Genomic DNA, 18,793 nt, shown 5'->3' with positions numbered 1-18,793 from the left:
TCGATAAATCTGTGATCAATTGCAATGGTTGGATGATTGCATCACTTTGTTGGCTTTACTTATTTCGAAAAACCACAGCTATCAACTAAGAATTTCAAAATACAAATAGAAGATAACATACTTTATTGTTAACATTGCCGCCAATTTATGCAATGAGAAATTTAATGAAAAAACTAATCCTAATAGCTGCGCTCTTGACGCCACTATCTGCAAACGCTAAATCTCCAAAAGAAGTAGGCCGTCTTTTTGCAGATGTTGTTGCATGCACAATTTCTGGCGAGTACACAAAAGGACAAAAAGCTGAGATAGACATTGCCATTATCCAAGAATACAACATTGTTCAGAAGGGTGAATGGTGGAAAGGTCAAATGGAAAAAGGCAAACATAAGGAATTTGCCCGTCTTGAGGGACTTGGTGAGTTCGAAAAGAAACTCATGTGCGCAGTGATCAAGGGTGAATGGTTGTAGAAAAATATAGGCCCCTCAATAGAGGGGCATTTACTGTTTGTAATCAAGAAACCACGCACTTCCTGTAGACACTGGACATAACATACAGGCGCTAATGACAACACAGAAAAACAAATCCGCACGTTTTGTTCAAGATAGTGTTAGCTGATTACAAGAGGGGGTTAATAGTTTCGATAATCCAGTAGCGGAAAGTGTTGCTCATTCTCAGGAGCATACATCACCGCAGTTTGAGAGAAGCGGCTACCTTCTAAACGATTTGCAACGCGAGGTTTGACGTATTCAAAGAGTTCAAGGAATGTCACAACATTATCACCGTTTGCATCTGCTGGAAGATTATTAGCATTGAAAGCATCTGCTCCTTCGCCAATAAAATATGTGCTGTTACCCATATGATACTGGCCGGCAGAATCAGGCTTTAACGAAGCTTTCGCTAAATCACTGCCCTCAACTTCTTGAGTGTAATTTTCTTGCCAGCTAGGCTCATTGACGCTCGAAGAAGCCATAGTTAAATAGCTTGAGTCATTCTTGAAGTGCTGGATTGCACTCTCACTGCCACATGAGTCATAGAATAAAACGACCCGCCCTTTGAAACGATCTAAACGTTCTTTAATTTGTTTTGCTGAAACCTGTTCGTCGTTAAGAGAAAACTGACCTGTTCCAGACAGGTGGCCTGACAGAGAGACAAACAACGTACCACCTGGAGATGTTTCTTCTACTGCTTTATCCAATTCGTTGATAAATTCTTTCTCACTGACGCTGTCACGGTAGTTTGTGTCATATCCGGCGTTAGTCATAACCTGATGCATGATTTTACCGTCATTGTATGAACCTACTAGCTCACCATGATCTTTATAATCTCCATCATTGTTCAAATCACTTACGGATATTGAGAGAGCTTTGAGTCTTGATGTGCCGTTGATCTTGCGAATCGAAATATCATCCAATTTTACTAATGCGTTATTAAGGTAGAGACCGTTAATTAGTTCTTTTCCCGATACATTGAACGCAAAATGCTCCCAAGACACTCCAAATAGTTCATCACCGCCATACTTGTGAACAAGGCCTTTGTAGGAAGTTAAAGACAAGTTTATTTTACGGTAATTTCTGGATTTGCCAGTTGCGGAGCCGGCCATCATTTCAATTCGGTATGTTGCTTCTTCATCAATATCTTTGGTGTCAAACGCTTGAATATGGTATTTGGCATTGGTATTGCCGTAAGTAAACGTTTGTTGGTTGTGAGTCCCAGCTCTCTGGTTGATAGGAGAAAAGCCGATTCCTTTACTCTCTTGGTAGGTATTATGAATTGAGCCATGTTTAAGTGACGAGATATGTTCGAAGTCAATCAGCTTGGTTTTTGTATCGTCTTTTTGGTAGAGATGAATTTCGTCAATGGCGATATTGGTGTTGACAATTTTGAGACCATTTTTAAGCACTTGCCCTGTGACGTCGAACTCAAGGTATTCTTTCTTACCAAAGGCATTGCGCTTATAGAGCGTCTCAATTCCGTTAGAACGGTCAAAGTGAAGCAACTCTAAGTTGGTTTTGTCTTTGGATTTTGAATCAAACTCCCACACTTTTATACGTACAGTATAGGTCTGATCAAAGCTAACTTTCCCTCGAGCTAACCAAGAATCAAGTTCAAGAAAAATAGAACCATCTTCCTCGGTTGAGTAAGTGTAAGGTGAATCCGCGTTGTTGTTCCAACGTTGCTTCCACGGACGTATTTCAACAATCCCGTCGACGATGGATGTCCAAGAACTGCCGGGAGAATAGTAACCCGAATACTGTTCAAGCTGGTTAAAGCTGATCCTGTCGATGAGCTCTGTTGACGCAAAAGAATTTGAAGCTAAAGCGGCCATAATGACCGCAACGCTTTTTAGTTTCAATGTCATGTGCGTTTCCTTTATTGTTGATGACTGAACTGACTGCCATGTCTTTAGGCGGCATCAAAACAAAGGTTATATTTCTATGGGGGAAAAATGACATGTTTTTTATTGTTGCGTCTGACTTACAGTGCAATGTGAGATTCAATGCTATGTGCTAACCTGGATAGTGGATAATCCCGGACCTTATCAGTTAGCCCAATGCCACAAAATATTGTAATTTAACATAATTTATATAATACGAAGTTCTGTTAAATTGCGAAGCTACCATCAATTTAAACCTTGTATTACCTCTATGGAATAAGTATATCCAGTGACATCGAATGATACTTCCATACCTTTAATGAACGAATCTTCTTCATTTGGTGTTGCATTGATTCCCTCCGTAAGAACCTCAAAGTTTTGGTAATATTCAATACTTCTGTGTCATCTCATAACGGAACTCATAAAAACACACATCCCCTATTAAAAAACAAACATCAAAAAAACCAAGAAAGAAGATTTCTTCAAAACACCAATGCCAGCCTTTCAAACTTGCTCGCCCCAATAGAGCAACAACCTCAAAAAAATAAAAAACCCAATATATTCAACAATATAAACAAAACAAATCCGTTCAAATCCTGATCAGAGAACCAAACGTGTCTCAAAACTGGGAAAACCTCCCTCTCACAAACATAATTGTTGAAATATCCATCAAAATAAATAAAATACGTCGTCCTTAAAGAAGTAAGAGGTTAGAGACGGTTTGAGCAAGGCTTACGAGGATCAATTTGCACTCCAAGATTTCTTGATAAATCGAAGGCAAGATTGTGGACAGTACCATTTCAATGGTAAGAGCTACACCACTCTCACAGAGCTAATTGAAGATAACAAATTAGCAGAACTCAGCTGCGCACTGGTCAACAGACGAATAAAAAGTGGGATACCAATACGCGAAGCGTTACATACACCACGTTGTGTCGGTGAATTTACACATCCTAAGCGTTGCAAGCACCACTACGGTGGTAAATGTTACAGCAGTTATAAAGCGATGATCATCGATAACATGCACGATTCACTCTCTTACAGCGCCGTCTATACACGACTACGAAATGGTTGGAGTTTAGATAAGGCTCTTAAATCACCCAAATTAGAGATATTCAATAACCTTAATGGCGCAAAGCAACCTCCTCCCGAGTAAAAAGCCATCGTCAATACGCAAATTGAATCACCAGCACGCCAATCGGATACGACAATGAGACTAAACCTTTATGCACCCCAATTTCAAAATGACTTGAGGAATGCTGCACAATTTATCGACAACAACACCAATCTTAGTGCCAAGTTGAATAACCATAACCAGATCGAACTTAAAACTGATAAAGGTTTAACAGTCAAGCGTTTGAATGGTTCTGATGTCATCAAGAAAATGAATCGAAACACCATCAGTACCTACGTTTAAACGGTGTAGCAATCAAAAAATCAAGAGGGTTATTCTGAATGAACTGGTCGTGGTCATTATCATCTTGGGTTACTAGCTTACCTAAGCCAAACGCAAAATATGCCGCCATCGAACAGCGAAATAAAACGGACAAGGATGACCTCGTACTTCTCTTTCTCATGCTCAACCTTAAAACGGCAAACTAAATTATGAATGATGCATATATATTCGCAGACTTTTTAGAAGACAATCGCCATTGGACAAACCAACAAGAGGCCGATATCAAACAGATAGAAGCCACTTTTATCACTTCCTTGTTCGATCATGAGTTTAGGTTGGAACCGCTGGATGGGGCCGCATTTACACACCAACAAGGTATTGATGTTTTACTTGGTGGTGAGCATGTGTTTAACAAACTCAAGGATACTCACATTGAATATTGGATCGGCACACTCAACGCCATCATACAAGGCGAACGCACGCATAGAGGGTACATCAAACAATGTATTTCCAACGGTGCCCTCAAAGCCGTCTTACAGAAATTTGATAGTGATGAGTACTACAAGATCTTTCCGGAAGAGCTCGACTTCACCCTAGATAATAAGCAAGACTCCGCACTTAGGGCGCGAGGAGTCAACCCTGCCAGTACTCAATACGTTGATTCCGTCAACGAAAGACGAATTGCTCTCGGTGTTAAGCCCTATATGCCGAAAGAAAGCTCGCCCGAGCACCACATAAATACGCCCTCAAGCATGCATCTTTTGACGTCACAAGAGTACATGCTGCAAAAAGTCATCATGTAACTCGTAACAAAATGGACGCTCTTTTATGGACCAACATCAAAGGAGTCGCTCTTCATTACGTAAAAAGGAGTGACTCGCAAAAGTTGATTTCGATAACACGGTTGGAGAGATACATCTCCCAATAATTAATTTTGATTTATAGATAGAGGTTATTTTGAAAAAGCTTATTACTTGGACTTTAATATCGGTTATCGCTGTTTGGTTTACTTTGTTTTTTATTGGAAAAATTGAGCAAGATAAGATTAAGCGAGCAGAAGCAAAAAGAGTCGCAGCTCTTAAAGCCGACTTCAATACGGGTCTACTTAAAAAGGAATACATCGGCCGAGATTGGCCTCTCACTTTGGACAGTATCAACATTAGATGTGAGAAAGAAACAAACGATGCTGTATCCGATGTGAATGACGAGGTTATAAAGCTTAATATTCTGTCTGAGGGGCTTGATAAATATCGTATTGAGGGGCGTTCCCTATTGCCAATATATAACGCTGGCTTGGATTTTTGCGGACCGAGCTTTGAATCGATCAGGCTGGAGAAAGAACTAAAAGCGGCGGAAGAACGAAAGGCCAAGATTGAGTCACAATTTAGTGTGTGGGACGGCGCTCACCATAGTTTGGAAAGTCTGGTCGAAATGAACCTTAAAGATCCAAACAGTTACGACCACATTTCAACAAATTACTTTGATATGGGCGATCACCTTGTTGTAAACATGAAGTATCGAGCACGGAATGGGTTTGGTGGAATGGCCATCGGGTTTGTTAAAGCTAAATATTCAATTAATGGCGATTTGATAGAAATAGTCGAGCAACGATAAAAACTGTTAACATATTTGATGTTCAAGGCTCGGTTATAGCTGTATGCGCCAAATCGTCAATCTGCACTGGGTAACATCATACAACATTTCAAATCCATTAGAGTTCAACGCTGATGACCATGTTGCTAATTAAAGAACATGGCTCATCTTTTTTAGCTATATTCACCTTCCTCTGCCAACGTAGGCAAAAAGGGCGAGTACCAAACCAGCATTCGCCCTCTTCCATCCCCAGTCTTACGAGGCCTTCTTCTCTAGCGGCTCTTCGCTGTAGGTTTCCATAATGTGCTTAACCTGTAAGGGATTCAGCAGAAACTAAGACCAATTCAGCATCAAGGCACCTCAAACCACTCAAAGGAATTAAACGCCCTTGGGCGAACGGTATAGATACAAAAACTATGTTCCAGATACCGAGTGGAAGTAAGCTTCTGCTACATAAATGTTCTGACAAACAATAACATAAACCCATGTCACGCATAGTAATTCTCAACGAGAACTTAATTCAAATATATGTTACAAGACTCATATTAAATTCAAATTTTAAGAACAGTAAAATAGAGATAACGTATGGACACGTCTGCCATCTTAGAAAAAGCGCTTGATACATGGGGCACACTTGCTGGATATTCACTAGCTCCAATTTACTACCTAATCGAGTTTACAACTAAATACCTATTAAATATTCCAGGAGCGATTGGGGCCACCCTTGTCGTTTATGCAAGTTTCAAGCTTTACGTTAACTACAGCGGCTTCAATATAAAGCAAGTTTTATCATGGAGCTCATTTCTATTGGTTGTTGGATTGGGTTTAGGCACCTTCCAAAATGGGCCAATAGTTGCGCTTGAAACCCTGTTGATTGGCCCTGGCTTCTTGTTTGGTCTAATGATCGCCATTTTCGTATGTTTCGGTCCGATTGTGTTCCCGTATTTCGTTTTTAAGGGCGGCATGCGGATTATTTTCGATCTTATTACACATAACTGGCTGACAATTGTCGCCTCTATCATCCTCGCCATCTCCGGTTTCCTTTATGCAAGAGCAAACTTCGAGGAGGAACTGAATATTGTTTACAATGTAGTCATGTTTGCTCTATTTGGATACGTGTTAATCGGAGGGTTAGTTTTTCAAGCAGAAGTCGACTCTCGAGTCAGAAGTAAAAAGAATACTTTTTCAGGACTGTTTAAAAATCGAGAGCAGTTAGAAGACGAAGCTAGAGAGGAGCTTGAGCAAGAAAGAGCTCAACGCTGATAGCCGTGCTGCAAATTAAAAAAACATGGCCAACCTTTTTAGCCATGTTCACCTCCCTCTACCAACCTAGACCAAAAAAGGCGAGTACCAAACCAGCACTCGCCCTCTTCCATCCGCAGCTACGAGGCCTTCTTCTCTAGCGTCTCGTCGCTGTAGGTTTTCATCACATACTTAAACTCAGCCAAAGACTCAGTGAACACCCTAACCAGTTTAGGGTCAAAATGTTTTCCAGATTCGCTAACGATGAGGTTCACCGCATCTTCAAAGGCCCACGCCTTCTTATATGGTCTAGAGCTAGTAAGAGCATCAAATACATCAGCTATCGCTACGATTCGGGCGGCCAATGGTATATCAGTGCCTGAAATCCCCTCAGGGTAACCAGTACCATCCCACTTTTCATGATGATAGAGCGCAATGTCTCTAGCAGTACTAAGCAAGGTGGAATCAGTGTGTTGGCCAATGATATCAGCACCGAACTTAGGGTGTTTTTTCATGACCTCCCATTCTTCAGGATCAAGCTTACCCGGCTTTTGAAGAATGTTATCGGGCACACCAATTTTTCCGATGTCGTGCATCGGAGCTGCATCACATAACAGCTCAACCCAATCTGATGGCATTTTCAAATTACGCGCTAACACTTCGGTATAGCGACTCATTCGGAAAATATGCAAGGCAGTTTCATTGTCTTTAAACTCCGCGGCATGCCCCAGACGGTTGATAATTTCACGTCGTGAATCTTTCAACCTTTGGTTAGTTAAGCTACCGGCATATAGAGTAAACAACAAACATGGCACGGTGAAAGCCACCATCACTAGCACAACAAAGAACACGCTTCGCCTAAATAAAAAATAGTCGTTAAGTATTTCATCAACATCCATTTTCGCTACCAAAGCAACATTCAGCTCAGAGTTCCAATGAAGCATGGCATAAGTTGCCACCCCTCGATAATCGATGACTTTGTGAATACCAGCTAGGTTGTTATCTAAACCATGCACTTTAAGCTTTTGAAGCATTTCTCGGATGAACATGCGTTCGTTTTCAACACGTGCTGAATTAAGCTCGAACCGCGGTGTCGATAACATTCGTCCGTCACGATCAAACACCATCATTTCGCCACTGTTTGAGAAATTATGCATGCTGAGATCTCGATACGACACCTCTTCTTCGTTCACTTCAATCATCACGACAGCAATTACGGTATCGGTCGCTGCATCAAAAACCGGCGTTGCGAAAACAATTCGATACTCGGTTTGCCCTGTCTTAACATCATGGGTAACTTGAATAGGAATAAGCTCAGATTCACCACGTAATGGCTTAGACAATCGATTTGAACTGCTGCTCAGAATATCTTCAAGGCTCAACTCTTGGCCTTGACTATAGATAACGTCCAATTCAGGATTCACAATCAGCTTGCTGCCGTTCAGACTAAACTCACGGTACTTATCCCAAACCTCGGTCATTTTGTTACTATAGTAATTCTCGGCCTCTTTATCTCGTGTGATGATCGCTTGCAATATCTCATACAAACTATGCTGGAACTCGCCCTTCGATAAGATATGGCGAAATGTTTTCTCTCGAATCATGTGCAAGTTTACGAGACTGCGGTCAAAGGAGCGCAAATACTGATGAAATGCATCCGAACTACGGACCATTATGTTGGATTTGTTATGTTCGAGCGTGAGCCAACTTCCGGCGATACTGATCAAAATAAAGACCGAAATGGCCCCAAAAATCAATCGTGCAAAGCTCTGGGTACCGAAGGTTAAATAAATATTCCCACCTAAGTTTTTTGTTAACAACCGAAAGATAAATGCAATCAAAGCGAAAAAGCACACAAATGCAATCAACAAAATGATCAAGTTATTCGATAGTGCATCTAACCGGCTGGCTTCCTCTTCCGACAGGAAACGAATTTCAATAAGTCCAATCAACGCACCATTGTATGAGATGCTTGCTTTAGCCGTTTGATAACGTTCAAGGTAATTCGGAAAATCGCCTCGGACAAAGCTTTCTGTATCATTTCGATAAATCGAGGCTATCACTTCTTGGGTGGCATAATCGGTCACGCTCACCGCTTGCAAGCGTCGGTTAGCGCGCAACATCACCAATAATGTTTGGTCTATTTGTTCTTCATCTAAGTTATATAGATGAGCAGCCGTCAGTTCTGACAGCTCCAATGCCATTTGTCCTGCATCGGTTTTTTCAGACATTTGATCATTAATCGCCACTCTTACTTCGTCACCGATAGATGAAAAGCAAACGCTTGGAAAACATATCGAAAAGAGCAACATGCAAGATGTTATTAACCGAAACATTACTCAACCTCTGCGATATAAGAGTGAATAATCGCGTGCAATTTTCCGCTCTGTTTCATATTTTGAATGGCTTCGTTAATCGGCTGGAGAAGCTCGGTGTGTTCTTTATGCAATCTTAAAGATAGGGAGTATATAGCCACTGGCTCGGTATATTTGAGCCGACCGAACGAGGATTGGGCGTTAATGACATCGATCGGAAAGATCGCCCAATCACAGCGCTGCAACTTTATCAAATCAATGATCTGCTCTTCTGAGGTCAATGCATGCTCTTTCAACTTCGATTCTTGAACACCATTAAAACCCAGCATCTTGCACGATTTGTGGTGCATCAGTTCTGCATGTTGTGGGGGCGTTGGGAACTTGCTTGGGTTATAAACCAGCACTTCTGGTGACTGGAACAACACGTCTGAATAAACCGTCGACTCAACCTCTCCTTCTTCTTGCCTCCACTCAGGATCGATTCCAGGTTCAACATCCAATAAACCAATTTTAATGTAAGCGCGAATCCGTTTTTGAGGCAAAAACTTGTAATTGAAGTCTATGCCTGTCTGCTTGCCTATCTCATCCATAATATCGATATACATTCCTGATACCGAAGTATGGGTAGTTGACCTCACAAAATACGGTGGCCTGTCCGCATCCACTAAGCCAACATCTAACGTCGTTGAATAAGCCCCATGTGACACCAACAAACCCAACAATAGGGCTTTAGATAATTTCATTAATATTTTCTCTTTGTAGTAAGCACTCTACACAAGTGTTGCAGCACGCCATGAAACGATTACGGCCACTCATCTTGGCCCGGTACATTGCTTTGTCCGCTCGTTCATAAAGTGAATAGAAATCATCACCAGTTCTATAACTCGCAACGCCAGCACTGACCGTGACACAAGACGAGACCGACGAAGTTGGATGATGAATTGATTCATTGCTGAGCTGTTGTTGTATTTTTTTAACGAGATGAATCGCACCTTTGTTTGGGGTGCTCGGTAAGATAAGTGCGAACTCTTCACCACCGACCCTCGCAATCGTGTCTGTGACTTTACGACATTGAGTGTTTAGTAAGGACGCAACCGCTTTGAGGCAACGGTCCCCTGCGGGGTGACCAAGTGTGTCGTTATATTCTTTAAAAAAGTCGATATCTAGAAAGACAATAGAGAATGGTAAGCCATACTTTTCGGATTCTTGAACCGCACTGGCAAGACTAAGATTAAAGCCTTTACGATTTTTCACTTGTGTCAGCTCATCGATATGGCTGTCGCTTTCAAGGCGAGTGATGGTTTGATCTTTCTTTAAAAACTCTTTCTCAACATTGGCGTAAAAACGATGCACTGTAGAGTAAAAGATCACCATGAGTAGAGGGAATTTTATGATGCTAACGATTAAATCAATCACGGTTGTATTGATCTCTTGATAGCCCAACCAAAAGTAATAAACAAGATTAGGAAATACTGCAAAAAACAAAACTGTTCGGCAGATGCTCAAACTCATTAACGTAATAAAGAAACCAATGAGTAAGATCTTTTTCGCTTCGTCAGGAGAACCCCATACCAACTCAACCACCAATGACAAAACCACGAAACTTAATCCAATAAAAGCTGCACTGATACTCTGAACAGCAAAGTAACGCGAGTGGAATTTAGCGCGACAAGATGTGGTATAGCCGACATACATAAACAGTAAGCCCAAAACTAAAATAGGTGCGCTTTCGAGTGAAATCGAATGCGGATCGACCACAATATAATAACCAACCGTCAAATACAGGATCGAAATCGCCGCTGAGGCCCATAGAAAACCTTGCTCTAGAGTGTCGTAGCGTATTAGTAAAGAGATATCTTTCACTCTTTCTACTGCACCATTACACATCCACACACCCTTAAGTAATAAATTGTTACACAAGAAAACACTTAAAAATAATTGACCCGATAATAACGGATATTGACCATAAAAATCCAGCGGTAAAATCTATTTGATCAGGTGAAATCACTTCGATTTTCTATTGGTAGATGATAGAGACACAGATTTATCCCCTGACCAAAAACTATCAAAAAAGCAAATAAAACAATAAATTCCATCATTATCGATCGATTTTTATAAAATCTCACTGACAACCATTGATAACTTCTATACCAAGACAAAAAACATCAACATGGAGAAACAATAACAAGAGAGAGAGAAACTAGCATCACGCCTAACATCTCATTGTGTACCTCAACAACCATACTGGACACCTGCCCTTATTTAAAGGTAAAGTATATGCTCATTTTTAGACCAAAGCGACTATAACGGTTATCACAGTGATAGAAGCACAAGAAAACTACTGTTTAACTAAAGTCACAACTCGTGACAACACCTACCTAACCCGTGTCCCAAGACAAGAAAGAGGCCTTTATCATAAAAAGTTCTTTGGCTCGAAACGAGGCGACTCAAAACTCGAGGCAAAAAGATGGCGTGATCAAATTGGCCAGCAAGAATGGGGAAAAGATAGATGGGCGTTAATCTTGTTTATTGGCAAGACAACACCGTTTAGAGGCGATTGGAAAGCTGTTTACAGTTACATGTATACGGTTCAAGGAGTTTTACTCGGTTGGAGGGTCGTATGGCGTGAAGAGGGCGAAAATCATGCAAAATTATTCAAAGTTGCTGATTACGGTCGTGCTAAAGCTAAGAAAGCTGCACACTTGTTTGAAAACAATAAAAGAAGCGAATTGCGTTTTCATAATCATACGTTCCCAACGCCTAAAGTTGGAGATTGGATAACAGTACAAGGTGAGCAGTGTTTGATCGTCAATGTGGATGAAGGATGCAGCGACGTCCCCCCTTGTGAAGTAATCTATAACACGAAAACACCAACCAATCGCAATGTGGTTTGGAGAAAAGGCCAGTGGCAATGGGAGTCGTTCGTTAACCTAGGTGACTACGCCGATGAAATCGACCGTTTAAAAATGTATCTCAAGTTCTTTAAGGAAGGGCCAGGGATCCAGTCTGAGCCTATTTAATAAATCAACATCACCCCGCATTTAGCGGGGTGACTTTTTGGGGACAATGGGGGTTGTTTTCGCAGATTACTGCCTGTTTTTCCAATCTTCCACTTGTTCAATGAAGCTTTCGAAATCTTCCTTTCCTAAAATTCGCTCATCGTTTTCTTTTAATACCACGTTCAAGGCCGTAACCATCTGCCCAACGGGCGGATTAAGTTCAGCCAGCTTTTCAAACAACCCAACTAAGCGAGCATCGATACTGAAACGTTTTGTGTCTGCCGACTCTTGCAGGCGAACACGTTCAAAGACCGATTGACGCGACTGCGCCACCTGTTGGCGATTAATTTGATAGCGCTTGAGCAGAGTTAAAAGCCCCCTCCCCTGAGTATCAGAAAAATACCAATGTTGTGGCTGCGAGGCTTTAAGAGATTGCGCATGCTCCAAAATACGGAAACAGTGATCCGCAAATCCTACTTCTTGATCTCGACAGCCCAAACTGAGTTTGCATCGATGTTGATGGCCCTTCTCAAATTTTACGCTGATATCGACCTGATAATGACCGCTTTCAAGGGCATCCAAAGCAACTTTGAAGGCGATAGCCTCAAAGATTTCAAACTCGAATTCTTCACCAGGTTTAAGCCGTGGGGATTCAGAATGATGAACCACTACTGACAATGGTGCCATTTTCATTGTTGAAGAGCCTGACAGATGCAACGAGGATACGTTGCTCGCTTTAGCGGGCTTAGTGCTGTGAGTGTGCGAAGAAAGGGAATGTGACATGGTGTGCTCCTTAGGTGATTGGGGTTTCATCGTCGTTTTCGCCTAACTTCCCGACAGACAAGCGGTTTTCATTGTCAAAAGCGCGCAGCGTGCATTTCACTTTTGATAATGAAGTTCGATTGGCAAAGGATAGAAGTGGCGTAAACGAAACGATGAAATCCATAGCTGAGGACTTTCTCTTGCACAGGCAAAACGCACACTCAGACAGCACTTGGCCGAGAAAGCGAAAGTTTGTTCAGCCCTGATTGTGACCGGTACGGACAAGACTATAGGAAATACGCTGTTTGTATTTTTTATTGGCTTGGTTGAGCCACCGAGAAACGAGGGACGAGTGAAGAGGTTCGCGAGATAAAGCAGGTTTCAGCTTCTCTTTAATCAATACAAACATGCCTAGGTAGCTTGAAGATCTTCTCGATTCGTAATATGCCAATTATCCTCACAACACCAACGCCCAGCATCTTTAACCTAACAAGTTAAAATAAATCATGGTGATCAGCGTTTTATATTGCTTATTTGTAATTTACATAGGTGATCAGCTAGATGTTTTTTTAGACCTATATACTGGCCCTGTCTTTAGACATTAATTAACCCAAATAAAGGAATAAAAAATGAAGAAACAAAATCATAGAGCACTTATCGCCTTTGTAGCAGGCGTTGTTGCGAATAACCCAGCTTTAGCAAACGAAGAGGTAGATACGTGTAGCAAGGCACTTGAAATAGAGCAACGCACAACCAAAAGCTACTATTTAAGCCACGATATTGACTGCAGTGGTTATACCTTAACGGCGCCTATCAAGTTTAATGGCATACTTGATGGAAAAGGTTATGCAATTCGTAATCTCACTATTGATGCAAATAGCCGTTACTCAGGCTTCTTTTCTGAAATGGACGGCGCTACCGTCAACAACCTTACCTTTGAAAACATTACGCTCAAAGTAGGTAGTAACGTTAATGCTGCCGGAATTTTAGCTGGTGATATCCAAAGTAGTAGACTGGAAAACGTCATCATCACTCACAGCCAAATCCAAGCGACAGGTGAAACAGTTCCACAAGGAATTGGTATAGTCGCCGGCCGTTTTCGCAATCAGAGTGACGCGCTAGGTATCAATGTACTCCACTCCAACCTTTGGGTAGAGAAGAGTAGTCACGTGGGCAGTATCTTTGGGTATGCGGCTAACAGCAATATGTCTTCCTTAATCACTAGCAACAACCAATTGATAGTCGAGGGAGACAATCGAACTAACTTTGGTGGTCTTGTCGGTTACTTAACCGATGCAAGCCTATTTGATATTGAAAGCACCGATAATCTACTTAGTGCTCCTATGGTTGAGAAAGGCAATATGGGCATGATAAGTGGTTACATTGTCACGGGTCAAATTGTGGATGCCACCATTGCCCGACATATTTTCGATACTCAGGCACAAACGAACCACCTACGTTTAGCGATCATTTCTGGCTACATCGATGATCCTAAAGATTCGCCAGAGTCCCCTTCGCTCCAAGGTATTGCTTACTACGGGGACAGCTCATTAGATTGGTTCAACAGTAAAGATGTTGTTTATACGGACAATCTGACCAAAGTTGAATAAATGGACTAGTTAGCTTTATAAAAAATCGCCCCGCATTTAGCGGGGCGATTTTTTTGAAGAATAGAAGCTAGTTTCTACCCCAAGTACAGCTGATTTAACATAGCACCTTATCATTTATAATCTCTTAATAAGTAATATATAAACAAAAAACTCTATCTTTGTTGTGACCGCCTAATAAATTAAAGAGATTTTTTACTGAGTTTGAGAAAAGAATTTTCTTGTCCGTTTTGTACTGAAAATTCGATTTATCACAACCCAAAGTTACGATAACTTTAACATTCACAGAAAAATCACCATAAGTAATTTATAAGTTTTTTATTAGTTATTTATTAGTAATAAATTCGTTAAATTTAGTGTTGACCAAAAGTACAAGTTACATTTAAGCTATATAAATCAACCACTTAAATGGATACTAAAAAATGACAAATACAGACACAAAACCACCAAAGATAAAACATCAACAAAAGCAACTATTAGCAAAAAAAATTAGTGAATTAGGAATAGATGGTGTTTTGTATCCAGACGTAAGTGAGGGACGACATCCATATACACAAGAAATAATGCTCATGGCTATGAGTAAAAACATAAAACAGGAGGATTTAAGTAGGCTTTGTGGAGTAAGCCAACCCCAAATATCACAATGGGCCAACGGAAAAGGGTTCGCTACGGAAGAGCAACTCGCAAAATTATTACCTCGATTAAAAAACACTGCTCCAGGAGAGGTTTTCCATAAATTTAATGTCGTAGAAAAAAGTATCCTAGACCTACCTGAAGACTGGGAGCAAAAGAGCTTTATTGCGTATTTGAAAAAGGCAATTGCGGATAGACTAGAAGGCATGGATCCTAAAAAGATATGTATCCCAATTTTGGAAAAGTTACGGAAACAAGAGCCATATGATTGGTATCAAGATGACTATACCTATAACTGGAAAAATATTGAGTGGAATTCAGAGTTTTTAGAAACCGTTTTGTACGGGACACTTAAACAAGAGCACGCCAATCAAGAAGAGGATCTACGCAAGCAACATAAAAGTCACCTTGATAAAGTGGCGGAAAAGATTGATGAACTTCGAAATCTTAAGCTGAAGTCAGAGCAAGAAGAACAGAATAATCAATCAAAAATAGAGCTTCATAGTGCGTCAATACAGCAATTCTACAACGAACGCCCTCAGTTGATTAACGTAGACGAAGATGTAAAAGAAGCCTTAGCTCTACACGACCACCCAGAACCTACTATTACGCATGATTCAAAGGATGCTTATGAAGCATTTCTGTGTTCCTGTTCAGAGGAAATGGGCACCAATGCCAATTACTCAAACGTTATTGAGATTCTTCATCACAAGAGTGATGAATTAAAAGAAAAACATGATATTGAGATTTCTAATCTGAAAGCCCAACAAGAAGAGGAAAAAGTCCAACGAAAAATTCTAGGGAAATACAATTCCGATTGCGCTGTGCCAGATCTTCATATCTCTGATTTTTTCCAATTACCAAGTTCTGAGATTCAGACAAAAGCAAACGAGCTGTATAAGTCTAAAAGTATTGATTTAATTATCCCATTAAAGGTTGTTATATGCAGAAGATATTTAGACAAATCACATGAGTTTAACGTTGATGAAACGATAAAGCTCGATTTGGAGCAAGCCTTTATAGATTACTGCAGTACTTTACCTTTAAGGCATGAACAAGAAGTAGTTCAGGTAGCCGGTTGTTGTATCTTTACTTCAGAAACTGTCGAGTGTTATCGATTATACAGTGACCGCCTACTTATCAAACACCTCAGGAAAGACGGTGATAGTAAAGATGTTCATGAATATATCCACATTGATTGTGACGGCGACTCAGCTATCGAGACTATACGTAAGATAAATGAAATTTATAACATTGATCCAGCGTTAGAAGATAACTTAACTAACGCTTTGATTCAGAAAGGCTACTTGCTAGACAGTGTGCGTACGATCTACTAGTTATCCTCTTAATTATAGGAAAGAAACATGGTTGAATTTACTTTTGCTGTACTTGTTGATGGGGAAAATGTTCAACAATCAAAATACCCCGAGATATTAAGTGAAATTAGTAGGAAAGGTGTTATCGCTCTTAAGTGGGTGTACGCCGATTGGACGAACCCAAACTATAAAAACTGGCAACAATATATCTTAGATACAGCGTCTACACCAAAGCAGCAGTTTCATCATGGCAAGGATGCTGCAGATCATGCATTGATTATGGATGCCATAGAGTTGATTTGCACAAACGACAAAATTAATGCTTTGTGCATTGTTAGTAGTGACGGCGGTTTTGCAGGACTCGCTCAGAGAGTGCGTGAAAAAGGGCTACATACCATGGCGATAGGAAAAAAAAGTACGCCTGAGCGCTTTCGTAATGCTTGCCATGATTTTGTGTACTTAGAAAACCTGAGCCAAGAAGACAACGATGAAACCGAGCAAGAACTCAAGGTTACGGATAATTCAACAGAACTCGACAACTTAATATCAAAGGCTTACTGGCAATTTTACGCTAGTGAAGATTACGTTTATCTTGGAGATCTAGGAACCAAGCTTAAGCAAATTGATAGTACCTTTGACACACGCAGTTATGGGTACTCAAGTTTAAAAAAGACCATTAAAAACCTGAGCCATCAATTCGAAATTTTTGGAGAAAAAGAAGACCGATGTTATGTGAGACCGACAGCCCTCATTGGCAAAGTAAAGTCAACACCACAACAGAGTAAACACTTTGCCTTTGTTGTGTACGAAGGAGAAGAGTTCCATTTTAGAAAAAATGACTTAAATGAAGGGCGACAATGGGATCAAATAACTAAAGGGACAAGTCTTAAATTTCAAGTTTCCCCGAACTCAACAGGAAAAGCGCGTAGTGCATGTAATGTTGAAGTGGTTTAGAAAATTTGCCACCACGACACGACCACCGCTGCGCCAATTAAAAGCCTGTGATAATGGGTAAGATGCCGATAATGCCACAGCTTTAGGTGAGCTTATTAAACCAAAGAACGGGGGCGCAGCTCTGGGTGGGCGGGGGATGTGGGGGCTACCCTAAAACAGCTTGCGCCTTTTGGGGATTGGCCGGTACGGGCAACATAAAACCTGCCACGTGTGAAGATTCAAACTCACCGCTGAACGTGACCGCTTGAAAACACGTTGTTTGTGTTTTGATGCGCCACCAATGCCCTGCTTTGCCCGTCTTTTGGGGCAAGGCAGATAAACACTGCCAGCTTGCCTGGCCGCCTTGCAGCACGCTTGCCGTGCGGTTGTGAAAATTTATACATAATGTCCAACAATGCTTGAAGTTGCCCAGCGCCCGGCAGCTTGCTGGCGGATTGGCGCGTAGCAATTTCGCATTGTTCCACATTATGTTCAATTTGAACTAAAAAGCCCCAAGCTTGGGGTTTGGGGTTGGTAAAAAAGCTCTTAAGGGGCCTTGCTACGGAAGACAAAGCGCAGCCGCCTGAGTGGTGAAGACGTTTATGTGATGGGCTGTGGCGCGCAGCGGCACGTATTTAGCCCATGACATGTTTTTTCGTGTTCACCGCTTAGAAGTGGCAAGTTTTGGCTGGAGTGGTGAGCAAGGCCGCGATTTCAATGCCATCTTTGTTCAAAAACAAATAAACGTGAACAAGGCTTCATCAACTGTTGCAACTAAACCAGCTTAAAATTAAAGTTCAGCACCCTTTATTTTTTGACGTTGTGAACATTATGAATTGTAAGAAGAACATATTCTTCACTCTTTTTTTAGCTTTTGCTTCACCCCTTGCTGTCCACGGTAAGACCAACTCGGCAATTGGAATCTATGAAGATACCTATGTGATGCAAACCGCCACCAATCAAATAAATCAAGCGGTGTACGACGAGGCTTATGATAACAAAGTTGATGGGCTCAATAACTCAGAAGTAAAATTTCAGTTTTCGTTGTCTGCTCCACTCCATGGAAAAGGGAGACATGCTCTAATGCTCTCCTATACCCAGTTATCTTTATGGCAATTGGGAAATACTCAAGCCTCATCCCCTTTTCGAGAAACAAACTACAAACCTCAAATTTTTATGATGCACCAAGGTAACTGGTTTGCATTCAATAACATTGAGTACGGGTACCGTCATCAATCAAACGGCGGTGAGATAAACATTACTCGAAGTTGGGATAGGGCTTTTATAACGCTCGAACGCGTGAATGAGAGAGTCACTTATGGCATCCAATGGTGGCATGTGCTGAAAGACTCAGAGAACCCCGACATCTCTGATTTCATCCCACCATATGAATTGTCGTTTGGTTATAACGGGAGTTTGCTCAGCTGGAAAGTGAAAGGGGCGTATAACTTTGAAACGGATAAAGGGCAAGCAGAGTTAGGCGCATCTATTCCCCTTAACCAATTTCTCGATATTTACGCGCAGGTATTTACGGGATATGGTGAAAGTTTGATTGACTATAACTACGATCAGACTCGACTAGGTATTGGTTTAAAGCTCATCCCTGCAGCAATAAGATAAAGT

The 18,793-nt window shown here is 41.1% G+C and carries 17 protein-coding genes and 1 pseudogene; 11 read left to right on the top strand and 7 right to left on the bottom strand.

Annotated features, from left to right (window positions below):
- Positions 1-164: 164 nt before the first annotated feature.
- Positions 165-467, top strand: a complete 303-nt coding sequence (locus FIV04_RS26445; protein ID WP_152471392.1) for a hypothetical protein — start codon at positions 165-167, stop codon at positions 465-467.
- A gap of 161 nt (positions 468-628) precedes the next feature.
- On the opposite strand, the gene FIV04_RS26440 is transcribed toward FIV04_RS26445, so the two are convergent.
- Positions 629-2,359, bottom strand: a complete 1,731-nt coding sequence (locus FIV04_RS26440) for a caspase family protein (RefSeq protein WP_152471391.1) — start codon at positions 2,357-2,359, stop codon at positions 629-631.
- Positions 2,360-3,095: 736 nt separating this feature from the next.
- Between FIV04_RS26440 and FIV04_RS26435 the strand changes: the two genes are divergently transcribed.
- From FIV04_RS26435 to FIV04_RS26415, 5 genes are all read left to right on the top strand, one after another.
- Positions 3,096-3,530 (top strand): hypothetical protein, encoded by a 435-nt coding sequence (locus FIV04_RS26435; protein ID WP_152471390.1) that lies wholly within the window; start codon positions 3,096-3,098, stop codon positions 3,528-3,530.
- Between the two features lie 54 nt (positions 3,531-3,584).
- Positions 3,585-3,791 carry a hypothetical protein gene (locus tag FIV04_RS26430; RefSeq protein WP_152471389.1) on the top strand — a complete coding sequence of 69 codons (207 nt, stop codon included), beginning with the start codon at positions 3,585-3,587 and terminating at the stop codon, positions 3,789-3,791.
- Positions 3,792-3,979: 188 nt separating this feature from the next.
- The gene (locus FIV04_RS26425) at positions 3,980-4,573 is read left to right on the top strand and encodes a hypothetical protein (protein WP_152471388.1); all 594 of its coding nucleotides are present in this window, start codon (positions 3,980-3,982) and stop codon (positions 4,571-4,573) included.
- A 154-nt stretch (positions 4,574-4,727) separates the two neighbouring features.
- On the top strand, positions 4,728-5,384 hold the full coding sequence (locus FIV04_RS26420) for a hypothetical protein (RefSeq protein WP_152471387.1): 657 nt from the start codon (positions 4,728-4,730) through the stop codon (positions 5,382-5,384).
- 564 nt (positions 5,385-5,948) lie between these two features.
- On the top strand, positions 5,949-6,626 hold the full coding sequence (locus FIV04_RS26415; RefSeq protein WP_152471386.1) for a hypothetical protein: 678 nt from the start codon (positions 5,949-5,951) through the stop codon (positions 6,624-6,626).
- Positions 6,627-6,745: 119 nt separating this feature from the next.
- Here FIV04_RS26415 and FIV04_RS27285 read toward each other — a convergent pair.
- From FIV04_RS27285 to FIV04_RS26400, 3 genes and pseudogenes are all read right to left on the bottom strand, one after another.
- A pseudogene (locus FIV04_RS27285) lies at positions 6,746-7,369 on the bottom strand (HD-GYP domain-containing protein); the annotation flags it as partial.
- Between the two features lie 1,571 nt (positions 7,370-8,940).
- Positions 8,941-9,663, bottom strand: a complete 723-nt coding sequence (locus FIV04_RS26405; protein WP_152471385.1) for an ABC transporter substrate-binding protein — start codon at positions 9,661-9,663, stop codon at positions 8,941-8,943.
- Complete coding sequence (locus tag FIV04_RS26400) at positions 9,650-10,807, bottom strand: GGDEF domain-containing protein (protein ID WP_152471384.1); 1,158 nt, start codon at positions 10,805-10,807, stop codon at positions 9,650-9,652. Before FIV04_RS26400 ends, FIV04_RS26405 begins: the two co-directional genes overlap by 14 nt.
- 431 nt (positions 10,808-11,238) lie before the next feature.
- Between FIV04_RS26400 and FIV04_RS26395 the strand changes: the two genes are divergently transcribed.
- Positions 11,239-11,940, top strand: coding sequence for a hypothetical protein (locus tag FIV04_RS26395; RefSeq protein ID WP_152471383.1), 702 nt, complete (start codon positions 11,239-11,241; stop codon positions 11,938-11,940).
- A 66-nt stretch (positions 11,941-12,006) separates the two neighbouring features.
- On the opposite strand, the gene FIV04_RS26385 is transcribed toward FIV04_RS26395, so the two are convergent.
- Positions 12,007-12,702, bottom strand: a complete 696-nt coding sequence (locus tag FIV04_RS26385) for an LPD25 domain-containing protein (protein WP_253895687.1) — start codon at positions 12,700-12,702, stop codon at positions 12,007-12,009.
- A 10-nt stretch (positions 12,703-12,712) separates the two neighbouring features.
- A complete protein-coding gene (locus FIV04_RS27080; protein ID WP_172974347.1) occupies positions 12,713-12,865 on the bottom strand; it encodes a hypothetical protein in 153 nt (50 codons plus the stop codon).
- A gap of 445 nt (positions 12,866-13,310) precedes the next feature.
- Between FIV04_RS27080 and FIV04_RS26380 the strand changes: the two genes are divergently transcribed.
- From FIV04_RS26380 to FIV04_RS26370, 3 genes are all read left to right on the top strand, one after another.
- Complete coding sequence (locus FIV04_RS26380) at positions 13,311-14,291, top strand: hypothetical protein (RefSeq protein WP_152471382.1); 981 nt, start codon at positions 13,311-13,313, stop codon at positions 14,289-14,291.
- Between the two features lie 419 nt (positions 14,292-14,710).
- Positions 14,711-16,258, top strand: a complete 1,548-nt coding sequence (locus FIV04_RS26375; RefSeq protein ID WP_152471381.1) for a helix-turn-helix transcriptional regulator — start codon at positions 14,711-14,713, stop codon at positions 16,256-16,258.
- Positions 16,259-16,285: 27 nt separating this feature from the next.
- Positions 16,286-17,191 (top strand): NYN domain-containing protein, encoded by a 906-nt coding sequence (locus tag FIV04_RS26370; RefSeq protein ID WP_152471380.1) that lies wholly within the window; start codon positions 16,286-16,288, stop codon positions 17,189-17,191.
- Positions 17,192-17,336: 145 nt separating this feature from the next.
- Here FIV04_RS26370 and FIV04_RS26365 read toward each other — a convergent pair whose 3' ends face one another.
- Positions 17,337-17,657 (bottom strand): hypothetical protein, encoded by a 321-nt coding sequence (locus FIV04_RS26365; RefSeq protein ID WP_152471379.1) that lies wholly within the window; start codon positions 17,655-17,657, stop codon positions 17,337-17,339.
- 281 nt (positions 17,658-17,938) lie between these two features.
- Between FIV04_RS26365 and FIV04_RS26360 the strand changes: the two genes are divergently transcribed.
- Positions 17,939-18,790 (top strand): phospholipase A, encoded by an 852-nt coding sequence (locus tag FIV04_RS26360; RefSeq protein WP_253895696.1) that lies wholly within the window; start codon positions 17,939-17,941, stop codon positions 18,788-18,790.
- The last annotated feature ends 3 nt before the right edge of the window (positions 18,791-18,793 follow it).

The sequence above is a fragment of the Vibrio sp. THAF190c genome (assembly GCF_009363355.1).
GTDB classification, from domain to species: Bacteria; Pseudomonadota; Gammaproteobacteria; order Enterobacterales; family Vibrionaceae; genus Vibrio; species Vibrio fortis_A.
Note: the sequence above shows the minus strand (reverse complement) of the source record. Positions and strands in the feature narration are given on the sequence as shown.

Excerpts from the sequence above, each read along its gene's own strand:
- FIV04_RS26415 (WP_152471386.1), top strand. The coding sequence starts at position 5,949 with ATGGACACGTCTGCCATCTTAGAAAAAGCGCTTGATACATGGGGCACA.
- FIV04_RS26385 (WP_253895687.1), bottom strand. The coding sequence starts at position 12,702 with ATGTCACATTCCCTTTCTTCGCACACTCACAGCACTAAGCCCGCTAAA.
- FIV04_RS27080 (WP_172974347.1), bottom strand. The coding sequence starts at position 12,865 with ATGGATTTCATCGTTTCGTTTACGCCACTTCTATCCTTTGCCAATCGA.
- FIV04_RS26370 (WP_152471380.1), top strand. The coding sequence starts at position 16,286 with ATGGTTGAATTTACTTTTGCTGTACTTGTTGATGGGGAAAATGTTCAA.
- FIV04_RS26405 (WP_152471385.1), bottom strand. The coding sequence starts at position 9,663 with ATGAAATTATCTAAAGCCCTATTGTTGGGTTTGTTGGTGTCACATGGG.
- FIV04_RS26380 (WP_152471382.1), top strand. The coding sequence starts at position 13,311 with ATGAAGAAACAAAATCATAGAGCACTTATCGCCTTTGTAGCAGGCGTT.
- FIV04_RS26400 (WP_152471384.1), bottom strand. The coding sequence starts at position 10,807 with ATGTGTAATGGTGCAGTAGAAAGAGTGAAAGATATCTCTTTACTAATA.
- FIV04_RS26430 (WP_152471389.1), top strand. The coding sequence starts at position 3,585 with ATGAGACTAAACCTTTATGCACCCCAATTTCAAAATGACTTGAGGAAT.
- FIV04_RS26365 (WP_152471379.1), bottom strand. The coding sequence starts at position 17,657 with ATGTGGAACAATGCGAAATTGCTACGCGCCAATCCGCCAGCAAGCTGC.
- FIV04_RS26440 (WP_152471391.1), bottom strand. The coding sequence starts at position 2,359 with ATGACATTGAAACTAAAAAGCGTTGCGGTCATTATGGCCGCTTTAGCT.
- FIV04_RS26425 (WP_152471388.1), top strand. The coding sequence starts at position 3,980 with ATGAATGATGCATATATATTCGCAGACTTTTTAGAAGACAATCGCCAT.
- FIV04_RS26375 (WP_152471381.1), top strand. The coding sequence starts at position 14,711 with ATGACAAATACAGACACAAAACCACCAAAGATAAAACATCAACAAAAG.
- FIV04_RS26445 (WP_152471392.1), top strand. The coding sequence starts at position 165 with ATGAAAAAACTAATCCTAATAGCTGCGCTCTTGACGCCACTATCTGCA.